The 13,267-nt window shown below is 38.1% G+C and carries 11 protein-coding genes; 2 read left to right on the plus strand and 9 right to left on the minus strand.

Going from position 1 to position 13,267, the window contains the following annotated elements; translation table 11 throughout:
* Window positions 1-16 precede the first annotated feature (16 nt).
* Genes RG571_RS04505 through RG571_RS04515 form a run of 3 tightly spaced genes read right to left on the minus strand, consistent with a single transcriptional unit; the run spans window position 17 to window position 3,399 of the window.
* Window positions 17-1,168 carry a mannitol-1-phosphate 5-dehydrogenase gene (locus RG571_RS04505; protein WP_002318658.1) on the minus strand — a complete coding sequence of 384 codons (1,152 nt, stop codon included), beginning with the start codon at window positions 1,166-1,168 and terminating at the stop codon, window positions 17-19.
* Between the two features lie 12 nt (window positions 1,169-1,180).
* On the minus strand, window positions 1,181-1,618 hold the full coding sequence (locus tag RG571_RS04510) for a PTS sugar transporter subunit IIA (protein WP_002291499.1): 438 nt from the start codon (window positions 1,616-1,618) through the stop codon (window positions 1,181-1,183).
* Window positions 1,619-1,632: 14 nt separating this feature from the next.
* Window positions 1,633-3,399, minus strand: coding sequence for a PTS mannitol-specific transporter subunit IIBC (locus RG571_RS04515; RefSeq protein WP_002339734.1), 1,767 nt, complete (start codon window positions 3,397-3,399; stop codon window positions 1,633-1,635).
* A 263-nt stretch (window positions 3,400-3,662) separates the two neighbouring features.
* Between RG571_RS04515 and RG571_RS04520 the strand changes: the two genes are divergently transcribed.
* Both RG571_RS04520 and RG571_RS04525 read left to right on the plus strand, forming a co-directional pair.
* Window positions 3,663-4,340 carry an ABC transporter ATP-binding protein gene (locus RG571_RS04520; RefSeq protein ID WP_002287251.1) on the plus strand — a complete coding sequence of 226 codons (678 nt, stop codon included), beginning with the start codon at window positions 3,663-3,665 and terminating at the stop codon, window positions 4,338-4,340.
* 2 nt (window positions 4,341-4,342) lie between these two features.
* Entirely contained in the window at window positions 4,343-5,470 is a 1,128-nt protein-coding gene (locus RG571_RS04525) for a hypothetical protein (protein WP_002339733.1), read from the plus strand.
* 199 nt (window positions 5,471-5,669) lie between these two features.
* Here the strand turns inward: RG571_RS04525 and RG571_RS04530 are convergent, their stop codons facing one another.
* The 6 genes from RG571_RS04530 to RG571_RS04555 form a co-directional block, all read right to left on the minus strand.
* A complete protein-coding gene (locus RG571_RS04530) occupies window positions 5,670-6,110 on the minus strand; it encodes a PTS sugar transporter subunit IIA (protein WP_002287254.1) in 441 nt (146 codons plus the stop codon).
* 10 nt (window positions 6,111-6,120) lie between these two features.
* Complete coding sequence (locus RG571_RS04535) at window positions 6,121-8,154, minus strand: BglG family transcription antiterminator (RefSeq protein WP_002318654.1); 2,034 nt, start codon at window positions 8,152-8,154, stop codon at window positions 6,121-6,123.
* Window position 8,155: 1 nt separating this feature from the next.
* Window positions 8,156-9,859 carry a PTS transporter subunit EIIC gene (locus tag RG571_RS04540; RefSeq protein WP_002339732.1) on the minus strand — a complete coding sequence of 568 codons (1,704 nt, stop codon included), beginning with the start codon at window positions 9,857-9,859 and terminating at the stop codon, window positions 8,156-8,158.
* 93 nt (window positions 9,860-9,952) lie between these two features.
* A complete protein-coding gene (gene manA / locus RG571_RS04545; protein ID WP_002287262.1) occupies window positions 9,953-10,903 on the minus strand; it encodes a mannose-6-phosphate isomerase, class I in 951 nt (316 codons plus the stop codon).
* Window positions 10,904-10,941: 38 nt separating this feature from the next.
* Entirely contained in the window at window positions 10,942-11,967 is a 1,026-nt protein-coding gene (locus RG571_RS04550) for a serine hydrolase (protein WP_002339731.1), read from the minus strand.
* Window positions 11,968-12,175: 208 nt separating this feature from the next.
* Window positions 12,176-13,045, minus strand: coding sequence for a VOC family protein (locus RG571_RS04555; protein WP_258430274.1), 870 nt, complete (start codon window positions 13,043-13,045; stop codon window positions 12,176-12,178).
* Window positions 13,046-13,267 lie beyond the last annotated feature (222 nt).

Below are 13,267 nucleotides of genomic sequence, written 5' to 3' on the forward strand. Positions count from 1 at the left end.
TTTTTCGTATCCTATTTTAAGCGACTTGCTTGGCATAACGGTTCACGTTTTGCTTGATATTCCCGATTGTTTTCGGATCATTGATTCCTGTGACTTCTTGGATCAATTGTTCTAAGTTTTCATGGATTTTCATTTCATGCAGTTGACGGCTTTGTTCATCTTCAGGATCATAGTAATTAAAAATAATACCCATTGTTGCCGTTAAATGTGGACAAGTCAAGTTATGTTCTTGTAGTTCTCTCACTGGCCGTGTAAACCGTTCTTGATAACCTAACTTACGTAATGGTGTCCGAGCGACACGTGTGATCGCATCAGAGATATTTTTGTTTTGGAAGCGATGAATGATTTTTTCAATATACGCATGATGCTGCTCTGCATCAAACCCCCATTTGGCAATCAGCAAACTTCCTGTTTCCTGCAGAACTGATTTTAATTGTGCCACAACTAACGCATCTTGCATTGCTTCATCAATGGTCTGATAACCTAATAAGGCACCTGTATAAGCGACAGTCGCATGACCAGTATTGACACTAAATAGTTTGCGTTCGATATATGGTTCTAGATCATCTACATATAAAACCCCTTTTAATTGGATTTCTTTATTTTTTCTTTGGCTATCGTCAATGACCCATTCCTTGAAAGGTTCTACTTGGACGAATAAAGGATCTTCATGGTGTTGTAATGGGACGATTCGATCGACTGCTGCATTTGGAAAGCCGATATATTTGTCAGTAAATGATGTTTCTGGAAGATATTTATACACTTCTTTTTCTAGAAATGCTGAACCGCCAATCATGTTTTCACAGGCAATGACATCTAAAGGTGTTGTGTTTCCTTCCATTTCTCTTTCTTGGATACCTTTTGCAATCAACTCGGCAATAAAAGGTAAGATATTCGGGCCAATGGCGGTAGTGACTAAATCTGCTTCAGCGATTTCTTGGATTACTTTTTCTGGATTTGTTTGATTGTTGATTCCTTTGACATTTTTTACAGTGATTCTTTCTTTTGATTCATCTGCTAATTCGATTTCGTATTCTTTTCTTTCATTTAAAGCATCAATGATCGTGTGATTCACATCTACGAAAGTAATCTCAAATCCATTAGCTGCCAAAATTTCTCCAATAAATCCTCGACCGATATTTCCTGCACCAAAATGTACTGCTCTCATTTTTCTCTCTCCTTAAGCAATTGCTAGATTTTCCGTTACTTCTTCTTTGCTGAGCGCGTCTGCTAGTTGGACAACATTGTCCATATCACTGCAATAAAGTGCGATTTGCTGTACAAGTTGCAGATGCTCATCGCCGACTCCTGCTATACCGAACAAAACAGTCGCAATCTTTTCTTCTTCTTCCGTACCAAAATTGACACCGTCTGGCACCTGTACGACACAAATGCCGGATTTTTTCACATATTTTTTTGCTTCATCTGTTCCATGAGGAATCGCGATAAAATTCCCCATGTAAACAGATAACATGTTGTCTCTTTCTACCATGGCATCGATATATTCCTCATCAACGCATCCTGCTTCTACAAGCTTTTGACCGCAATAGCGGATCGCTTCTTCTTTGGTTTTAAATGATCGATTGAGCTCGATCATGTCGAATGGCAAACTTTGCATGCTGTTTTCCTCCCTTAAGCTGTCTGTTTCAAATATTGTGCAATCGATTCGTATTTTTGCGGATTGACCATGCTGTTGACTGATAAATGAATGGATTGAGGCGCAGCCATCTGTACTTTTTCCGCTAAACTTTCTTTGGCTACGATCAGTGAATCAGGCTCCCCTTTTAACTCCTGGATGTTGACTTTTCGTAACGGGATAGTTAAATGGTTCTTGTCTAATATATCTTTGAGCACGGTCATCCCCATTGTTGCTGATCCCGAACGATCATCGTGGACAAGTAGAATCTCTTTAATTTGTTTGATGTTTGCTGAAAGAAACTCTTCTGTTGGCTCGTTCTTGATTTCAGAAACTGATGGTTCCTGTTTGCTGCTCAATTCTTGAATGATTTCATCATATCGAGGTGAATTCAAAAAGTTTTCTACTGAGACAAAACGCGCGTTCGGTGCTTTTTGTTTTGCTCTTTCTTGTAGTTCGACTTGAGTAACGATCAATGTATTCGAGTCATCTGTCAGTTGGCTGATTGCTTGGTTAGTCACCGTTTGAGGCAAGTCTGCTTCCTGTACTTTTTTTCTCAAGATCGAAGCGCCCATCGCACTTGATCCCATCCCTGCATCACAAGCAAAAATGATTTTTTGTACGCCAGATAGCGCAGTTCCTTGAGGAATACCTTGGGCACCTTTAGATGCTTGTTTAGCTGCTTTTGTCTCTTGCACAGACTTTTCAAAGTCTTCATTTGTATCTTTCGCATCCGCTTTCAAAATTACTGCAGAAATACCAAACGAAACAGCTGCGGCAACAATCACGCCCAAAATAACAGGAAGGTAAGAATTGAACGGTGTCATCGCTAGAATCGCAATGATCGACCCTGGAGAAGCTGGCGCTCTTAGTCCAGCATCCATCAATTGGAAAATGAAACTTCCTGACATTCCTCCGCCTATAACTGATAAGAATAATAACGGTTTCATCATAACGTAAGGAAAATAGATTTCATGGATCCCGCCTAAAAAGTGAATGATCATGGCTCCTGGTGCTGAAGATTTTGCTGCTCCTTTGCCAAACAAAGTAAAAGCAAGTAATACGCCAAGTCCTGGACCAGGATTTGCTTCAAGCAAGAATAGAATAGATTTTCCAGCCTCTGCTACTTGTTCAGTTCCCAATGGTGTTAAAATCCCATGGTTGATTGCATTATTCAAAAATAAGATTTTTGCTGGTTCAATAAAAATACTTGTCAATGGAATCAAATGGGCAGATAAAATGATCTCTACACCTTTTGCCATTGCTTGAGTCAATGCATCGACAACTGGACCAATCGCAGAAAAACCTAATAACGCTAATCCAAAACCGATAAGACCAGCTGAAAAATTATTGACCAACATTTCAAAACCGGATTTGATCCGTTTTTGGAACAGCTGATCAAACTTCTTGATGGCATATCCACCAAGAGGTCCCATGATCATTGCGCCTAGCATCATTGGAATATCTGTTCCGACAATCACACCCATCGTTGCAATTGCCCCAACAACTGATCCGCGGTCACCAGCAATTACTTTTCCGCCAGTATAACCGATCAATAAAGGAATCAGATAAGTTAGCATTGGGCTTACCATGGTAGCGAAAGCCTCATTTGGTAAATAACCATCTGGGATAAATAGAGCCGTTAATACACCCCAGGCAATCAGTGCTCCAATATTTGGCATGACCATGCTTGATAAAGTACTGCCTAATTTTTGTACCCTCGCTTTTAGCGAAATGTTGTTTTTGGGAATCGTCCGTTCCATTTTGTCTCTCCCTCTCTCCTTTTGATACTCTAATTGTATCCGCTTACTAAAAAGAGAAATAGTCGTACTTTGGCACGAAACTTTGTGCCAAAGGTTTGAGTATGTCAGCAAAATAAAAAGATTTCGGTATCAGAAAACTTCAATTTTAAATAAAACTGTTATTTTAATTTTTTTATAATATGTAAACAATAACTTTTGTTAGCATTTCATTTAGATGTTTTTCATTCTATTATGTTATTAAATTTTATATTGGAGGCCTATCTATGACATTACTGATCAAAAACATGAACATGAAACGTGGTAAAAAACGTGTGATTCGACAATTGAATCTTTTAGTAGAATCAGGAGAAGTAGCTGCTTTGATTGCCCCGAACGGATTTGGCAAAACAACTTTGCTGAATGGCATTGCCCAACTGCTACCAACAACTTATGATCAATTGTCCCTTCACAACATCTCTCCTACTGCTTATACAGATTATCGCCGGTCTTTCTTTTTTCTAGAATCAACGAATCAGTTATCCGACTATCTATCGGCTGTTGATTATTTGACTTTGATCAAATACTATTGGCAGAGCAAAGTAGAATGCCAAACTGTTTTCCAACGATTGAAGATGACTGAGTACCTTACTTTGCCGATTGGAAAAATGTCTCTAGGAATGAAACAACATGTCTTGCTTGCTGCTTACTTGATCAGTGATTCATCTGTCATGTTATTCGATGAACCGTTGAACGGATTAGACCCAGGAAGTATTGATATCTTGAATAGCCTCATCAGACAATGGCAGAAAGAGGGGAAGACGATTCTTCTTTCTTCCCACGCTATCGCGAATATCCAATCGATTTGTTCTAAAGCATGTTTTCTAAAAAATGGAGAAATCGTCACAGAATCCTCAAATATGGAAGAGATTTTAGCTATTTATCGTAAATTATATGAGGTGTAACTATGTCTTTACTTACATTTGAACGCAATCTCTTACTAAAAAACAAAGTAAACTTTTTATTTCCTCTATTGTTGGTCGTGCTCTTTGCATTCCCACTTTTTTTTGATCATAAACTTGCTTATACAGAATTCGATGAACTGAATCATAACTATGAAGAGATGCAACGTTTGATTGAAACGTTGAAAGAAGATGAGAATGAGAAAGAATTTGTGGAAAGTTTAGAGAAAAGCAACAAACTGATCGAAGCAATCTTACATGCAAAAAACACAGGGAATGTCCAGCAAATGGTCGAAGCAACTTATCATTATGAAAAAGATATATTGGATCGACTGATTTCTGGTCAAAGACAAGGAATTCCAATCATTGAACAACAAAAACGTGTCGAGTTGCTCCGTTATATGAAAGAACATCAGATCCAAAGATATTCTATTTTTGACTTGCCAGCGCATCTCCCTTTAGCGAATTACTATGAAAATATTTTTTCAGGAATGATTTCTAGTTTTTTGATTTTATGTATAACCCCCTTATTTCTTTCTTCCATCATCTCTTATGAAAAAAGAAAGCAGGTAATCTCTCTAGTCAATCTATTATCGGATAGTATGGTAAAGAAACATAGCATCCGTTTTACCGTTTATTATGGTGCAGCTATGCTAAGTCTCGTGATGCCATTTTTGATCGTCTCTATACTAGTAATAATCAAAAATGGTTTGGGAGACTTCCGTTATCCTGTAGGAACGATCATTGGTCAGGAGATACGAATCCTTCCGATGTATGCGTATCTTTTCCAGAGCTTTCTGTTCCTGTTGTTGTGGGTGCTCTTTTTAAGTACAATCAGTTTTCTTCTATCTGCTTTATTTGAACATTCTCTAGTCAATCTTTTAGGTACACTTCTTTGTCTTTTCTTAGCAGAGTATCGCTTGTTTTCTTCGATTGGATGGATAGAATCAATCAGTCATTACTTGCCAACTTCTTATGTTGATTTTCAAAATGTGATCATAGGAGGAGATATTTTCTCGCCACTAGCTTCAGAACAGGTTACTTTCATGAATGGTATCTTGACACTTGGTATATGGAGTATCGTTTTATTATTCATAGGTATGGGCACTATCTATATAAAAAAGAGCTATTAAAACACAAAAATAATAGGGGCGGTGACAAAAACCTTGTCACCGTCCCCTATTTCAAATAAACGGTTTTCTAGAATAAATAGTTTTCAAAAGCTTGCATCCGCAGTAATAAGAACCTCCCAACAAAAATAGCTCCTCTTATTTTTATCTTGGTTGAAGTTATTACTTGATGCAAGGCAGCTTTTTTTACTGTGAACATTGGTTATATATGTCCATGTTCAAAAATCATTTGGACTTCTTCAATGGTTTCCGCATCACTGAGCGCCATTACTTGGTCGATGTCTGAACAGAAAAAGGCTAAATCTTGGAGCACCGCTAACTGATGTTCTTTTTTTAAAGCCACTACAAATAAGAGTGTCGCGATTTTTGGTTCCTCTTTTGTTCCAAAGTCCACACCATCAGGCACTTGGACTAAATAGATTCCTTCTTCTACTACTTCTTCATCTTTGTCAGTCCCATGTGGCAAGGCTACGAAATTCCCGATATAGACACTCGCTTTTTCTTGTCTTTCGATCATTGATTGGATATATGCCGGTTTGATTCCCCCTTGTTGGGTCATCCACTGGCCGATCTCGGTCAACGCTTCTTTCCAATTTTGATAGGATTGATCGAGCAATATTTTTTCTGCTGGTAGCTGGATCATCTTTTCACCTTCATTTCTTTATTTCTTCAATCAGGATTTTCGCTAGCAACTGATAAACGATTTCTTTATTTCCTGAGCGGAAGATCTCGGTGTTCAAGTCATTCATGATGATTGCTCCACTGATCTTTCCTAAAAGAATCCCGTCTTTTTCTTGGATTGGCGAAGGCGCCAGCATAACTAACATACGGGACAAATCGACTGGCTGTCTATCCATCCCTTCAATGGTCAACGGATGTTTCAAATTGAAAATACAAAAGATCGGTTTAGAAATCAATGAGCTGGATGTATGGAATAACCCCATATCTGTATGAGGAATACCGATAGGTGCTTGTTCATATCGCTTAAGCAATCGGCGATGAACCACCTCTTCATCCGTTACTAGTCCTTCAGGAAAATAAGGAAATAAGCTGCGAATCGTTTCGGAAATCGTCTCAGGATTATCCAGTTCTTGGATAAAAAAACGACCGAGTAATTGATTGATTTGATCCATGAAATGCATTGTTTCCTCATAAGTATCTTCTATCATCCACTCGTTATTGCTGTTATACGTAATTTTTTGCCTTTTTTTCTTCTCAATATGCGAAAAAGCTTCTTTTAGCTGCTTGACTTCATCTTCTAGCAGTAGCGGGGAGACTAAAATATATTTTCCACCGTATCCTGGTAAAATAGATGTAGAAATAACAACATCATATTCTTCTTGTAAATCGATTTTTTTTAAATCAGCAATCCGATAGAAATGAATTTGTTGGATGAAGGGAAAATACCTTTTCAATCGTAGTTCCAACATGCTAGTAGAAGCTAATCCACTTGGCGAAAATCCTGCAATACTGATATTGCTTTCTTTCGGACTTTTTTCCAATGAATTTGCAAAATGAAGGACCATATATGCGATCTCTTCTTCGGATAATTTTTTTTCTTGAAAAATCCGCTCTACTGCTTTACGGATTGCATTCGCAACTTCCTCGTATTGAACCATGATTTTTTCTAAAATCGGATTGGTCAGTGTCTCTTCTTGTAAAACGGCTCTTGAAAACACACCAGATAAATGAGTCAACAGCATTTTGTACAAAGTTTCATCTTCATAAAAATGGACATTCGTCTCTTCACTTACTTCTTGAATCAGTTGTTTTACTAAATAAGCAAGCTGTGTATCGAACGTCTCTTCAAAGAAATTCTGATCAAATGAGTTCGTGAAGTCATTTAATAATCCTGCAAAAAAGACGATCTCATTTACTGGATAAAGTTGTTTTGTCTCAGAAGCGATCCGTGAAAACAATCGTTTAGCTGTCTGTAGTAATTCTTTGTTTGCCAGACCATTATATGTCTCATTTGTCAGTAAATGATTTTTCGTCACACGCTCCATCGTCAATGTCAGCATCAAAACCAAATGTTCAAGCTTTCTATCACTTAGATTGGTCTTTTTTTGGATCAATTCTTCCCCGATTACTTTGCGTGCAAGAGATAGATGTTGCGGATCAACGAATCGAAAAAAATAATTCAGTGATACATCGAAAGAAATACTATGAAAAAGTTCATATTCATTGATTTCTAATTCTAATACATTCGCTGTCAGAAGCCGGCGGTATTTTTCCGGTCCTTCGATCTCGTATCCCTGGTTCCGAATGATTTCCAAAGGCAGTTGGCGAATACTTTCTTCCAACTGTTTGATATCTGCATAAAAAGTGGTATTACTGATGCGATATGATTCCATGAAATGAGCAAGACTCAACGGCTCTGTCGTCAGTAACAACTCGGCTAAAATCGCGTGTTGTCGTTTAGCAGTGGATAAGTCATTACTTTTCCCATCTGTATTTTCTTTTAATTGCTCTAATACTTCTTCTGATGCCTCAATGACAAATGAGCCTCTAGCTGCTTTTTTCAAAGAAGCATTTACCGATTTCAATGAGACTTCAAGATTATCTAATTCGCGGTAAATAGTCCGTTTACTGACCTTCAATAAATTCATCATTTTTTGGATAGATACAGGTGACGGGCTACTGAGAAATTCTGCTAATAATTGTTTTTCTCTGGGCGATAAATACATCTTATATTTCTCCCTTCACGAGTTTTTCGTATTCATTCGTAGCTACCCAATGTTCAACTAGAACTAGCCGAGGGATCTTTTCTTCTAGCTGTTCAGTTACAGCTAGTTCTCTTTGTGCGATATAAATCGTTTCTTCTTGGATTTTGATTTTTTCTATTGATTCTTTTGAGATAACAAACTGTTTTTTCGCTTTTTTTGCTAATTGACTTAAAATCGTCATGCCCATAGTTTGTGAGCCGCGTCTGTTGTTTTTATACAAAAATACAATATTAGCAGGCGACGTTTTTTGTTCTGTGATATCTGCTATCTCTTTTTTTTCTTCCCGCTTTGGAAATTGGATCGCTTCTTTTATTCGTGACAGCAAGATATCTGTTTCCAAAAAGTGATCCAGTACATAGATTTGACTTTGAGGTACTTTTTCTCTTGCAAGACCCGCTAGTCCATGTTGCACGATAACCAGCTGATTTACTTGGTTATTCAATTCATAGATAGAGCTGTATCCGACAGAAAGATCGATTTTTTCTGCTGCTAATTTCTTTTTCAGCAGGGCGGCTCCCATAGCACTTGATCCCATACCTGAGTCGCAAGCAAAAATGACGGAATGAATGATAGATGGTTCCAAGATTTCTCCCCTTTCTTTGACCGTTTTGTTCTCTTTTTCTTTATTTGGTAATTTCAATAGTATCGCTGCACAAATGAAGGTCACAAATGTACTGATTGCTATCCCTATACTTACCCCAGCTAGTTGTGGATAAGGCGCATTGGCAAAAATCACGAGTAGTGACCCAGGCGATACAGGTGCAGCTAATCCCGTATCTAACCATTGAAATATCAACGTGCCGCTTGCCCCACCAGCCATTACCGCTAAAAATAGATACGGTCGCAGCAAGACAAATGGAAAATAGATTTCGTGAATCCCGCCAATCGCATGGATCATCAATGCTCCACTCGCATTTACTTTTTCCTGTTTTTCTGCAAAACAAAGGATAGAAAGTAAGATCCCTAAACCAGGTCCAGGATTTGCCTCCATCAAAAATAAGGAAGAGTACCCGACTGTTTGTGAGAATTCGATTCCTAAAGGTGTCAATACACCATGATTGATTGCATTATTGAAAAATAGTACTTTTAGAGGTTCTAAGATCAGACTGACAAGTGGTAACAGATTCATTGTGACTAGCCAAGACACAACGGAGGCGAGCAACAAGTGAACACTATTTAAAACTGGTTCAATAAAAACGATTCCAATTATACAAATAACGCTACCAGTCAGTCCTACTAGTAGGTTGCTGACAAGCATTTCATATCCAGCCTTGAATTTCACATGGAATCTAGAAACAAATTGTTCATATACGATGCCGGCAAGCGGCCCGATAATCATCGCTCCTACGATTTGTGGAGCATTGGAACGAGCGATCAACCCTAAAGAAGCAATTGCACCGGCGACTGCCCCTTTTTGTCCCCCTACCGATTTCCCGCCTGAATAACTGATCAAGATGGGTAAAAGCAGCTGGATCATCCAATGGCATACCTCTTCTAATGTGGTGTGCAAATCGCCAGACACACCTTTTGTTGCTAATGACAAGATTCCCCAAGCGATAAACAGACTTAGATTTGGCATGATCATTTCATTTAAGTGATGTCCAGCTTTTCTCAGTTGTTTCATAGACACGCGACTGCTGTTGTTTGCTTTCCATTTGTATTCCATCTTTTTCACCATACTTCTATTTATTGATGGACGGATTTTATGTAGAAAAAGCAGCAAACGAAAAACCGTCTGCTGCTTTCAGCTATCTGGGAACTATTTGCCTGGTTCAGACGCAATGATTGCTAGTTCACCTTGGACCGCCCACTCAGAAACGCCATTTGGAATAATACAGCTTGTTCCTTTTTCTAATGGATATGTTTTTCCGTCAACGACAAGGTCTCCTGCTCCTTCGATTACCGTCATCAATGTATAAGGGGCTTGTTTTTTGAAAGATGTGATTCCTTTAATATCCCACTCATATACATTGAAAAACTCAGTTTCTAAATAAGTGACGATCGATGAATTCCCTTTTCGGACTTCTTTGATTTGTAATTCTGGTGTTTTCGCAGGGACAGTTGTTACATCGATCGATTGTTGGATATGCAGCTCTCTTGTTTGTCCTTGCGCATCTTTTCTGTCGTAGTCATACACGCGGTAAGTCGTGTCAGAACTTTGCTGTGTTTCTAAAATCATGATTCCTTTACCAATAGCATGGATCGTTCCGCTTGGTACATAAAAGAAATCACCTTTTTTAACTGGTACTTTTTTCAAAAGGTCATCCCAGCGCCCATCTTTGATCATCTCAGCTAGTTCTTCTCTTGTCTTCGCATGATGACCATAGATGATTTCTGCACCAGGTTCAGCATCGATGATATACCAGCATTCAGTTTTTCCTAATTCACCTTCATGTTTCATCCCATAGGCATCATCTGGATGTACTTGTACAGATAGATCATCTTCTGCGTCTAAGATCTTGATCAATAATGGAAACACTGGTTCTGAAGGATGGCCAAACAATTCCTTGTGTTCTGACCATAGTTCATCTAATCTTTTCCCTTTGAATTCGCCATTTTCTACTACACTGACACCATGAGGATGCGCACTGATCGCCCAATCTTCTCCGATTTTATCGTTAGGGATATCAAAACCGAAGACTGAACGTAAACGGCTTCCTCCCCAAATTTTCTCTTGAAAAACTGGTTTTAAAAACATAGGTTCCTGCATAATTCAAACTCCTCTCATTTTTCATAGCTATTATAGCATTATTTCGATAATACCGCTTTCTCTTTCAAAAAGTTTTCAACAATTTCATCTCGGCACGTTAGGTACTCCGCACGATGATCGACAGGATGTACGCGATTTGACAAAAATATCAACGCTTCTTGTGTTTTTATATCAATCAAGAAAAACGTACCTGTATAACCAGTATGAAAAAGAATCGCATGACCGTCTTCTACATCTTTTTTTAAATCCCACCCTAGAGAACGATAGCCATTTTTTTTCGGTGTTTGATCTTGCAGTAAAGAATCAATCGTTTCTTCTTCTAAAAACCGACCATTACGGATTTTTCCCTTGTTCAAATACATTTGGACAAAAGTAATGCTGTCGTTCAAATCGATAAAGAGCCCAGCATTCCCTGCATGTTCAGCTAAAACTCTTGCTTTCGGATCATGAGTTTGTCCACGCAAAACCTCACCCGAAGGCAGTTGTTCTGTGGGAACGATTTTTTTGGAAGGAAAAGGAAGAAATAAGCTGTTCATCATTCCTAATGGTTCCAATACTTGTTCTTGAAAGATTTCCACTGCAGTTTCTTGGTAAATTTTTTCCAGCATCAATCCAAGAAGAATCGTTCCGGCATCTGTATATTTTACTTCTTTTCCTAGTTGCTCACCTGGTTCTAGCTTCAAATAAGCGGCGATCAATTCTTCCTGAGATAGCTTATCTCTGTTTGGTATCCATGTTTTGATATCAGAAGTATGTGTCAGTAAATGACGCAAAGTGATTGTCTGATTTTCAAATTCAGGAAGATATTTATGAAGCGGTTGATCGAGTTCTATCTTTCCATCTTCTAATAGACGTAAAACTAATGAAGTGGTTGCAACGACTTTCGTCAGTGAGGCTGCATCAAACAACAGATCTTCTGTCATCAGCTGCTTTTCAGGAACGACTTGGGCAAAGCCGGCTGTAAATGTTTCTACTTGATTTTCTTTTATGAAGGCGACTGCTACACCTGGATAAAATCCTTCTTCCATCTTTTTCAAAATAAGCTGTTTCGTGTGTGGATACATCTTTTTCTCCTGCTTTTCTATCAGATTCTTACAGTCCAAGCTTAAAGCTTAATCTATGAGGAATCAACCTTTTTTACACAAAAAAACTGCGCGAAAAACCGCGCAGTTTCCTCCGGTATACTATTTTCTCTTTCTATCTCTAGAATAAGCGATAGTATGACCGTTCATAAAATGACGAGACATGCGACAATCGTTAAGAAAGAAAAAGTTAAGCGTCGCATCGAATGTCAGTTTTATTCTTTTCTTTTGGCTCACTGACGAACCACCATTCGATTCCTATAGCATCATAGATTGTGAGTACTGTGTGCTTTTTGTCTAAGAAGAAATCAACTGATAGTTGCTGCAAGTGAGCAATCAGTCCTTCCATGCTTTCAGTATCGATCATGAATTTCAGAAAATCAAGTCCAATCAATTCATCTGTAGGCAAATCAATTGCGCCTCCGCTAGCTTCTGTCAAACCAACATGGAAATCTCCTTCATTCAATACATGGATGCCCTCTTCTTCATTATGTACCTTCAAACCAAGTACATGATTAAGAAATTGGCGTTCTTTTGTTAAGTTAGTAACATTTAAATGGATTTTTTCAAAATAAGAACCTGTTGATAGTTTACTGAATTTTTCTTCAGATTTTCTTAATAATGCTTCTTGATCCATTGTTTCCGGAATTTCTCTTTGGTCGTTCTTATTCTCTTCATGGTAAATTTCCAATTCATTCTCTTCTGGGTCTACGAGCAAAATCCCCATACGTCCATGATCTTCTAAAGCTTCTTTGATTGGATAATTCATTTTACGGATACGACAAAGGATATCTGCCATTTCTTCTGTGCTAGGGATAATCAATGAAAAACGGTTCAGCTTTTTGATCTCCCCCATGTGATCATTCTCTCTAGGACTTTCTTCCAGCAGCAACATTTCACTTCCAGCTTCTTCTGTTCCTAAAATGGCTAATTCGTTTTCTTCTCTTTTCAAATCAAAGCCAACAACGTTCTTGTAAAAATCAATCATTTTATCTCGGTCTTTCACCCGAATGGCTACACTTTTTAAATAGGTGGCAGCCCCCAATTGAAAATCTTTCATATTTCTTGCTCCCCTCTACGTCAAGCTTTATTTTAACGATGGATTCTTCTTCTTTCAAGCAATAACTTTGATTTTGTTAAAAAAATGTGAGAAAATTCGCATTTTGCTTGTTTTTTGTAAATTAATGAGTAAAAACTCTTATAAAAAGAGGTTGTGAAAAAGCTGTTCTGCATCAAGTAATAAGAACAGCCAAACAAAAATAGCTCCTCATATTTTGCCGTT

The sequence above is a fragment of the Enterococcus sp. FR204 genome (assembly GCF_031143325.1).
In the GTDB taxonomy this organism is placed as follows: Bacteria; Bacillota; Bacilli; order Lactobacillales; family Enterococcaceae; genus Enterococcus_B; species Enterococcus_B faecium.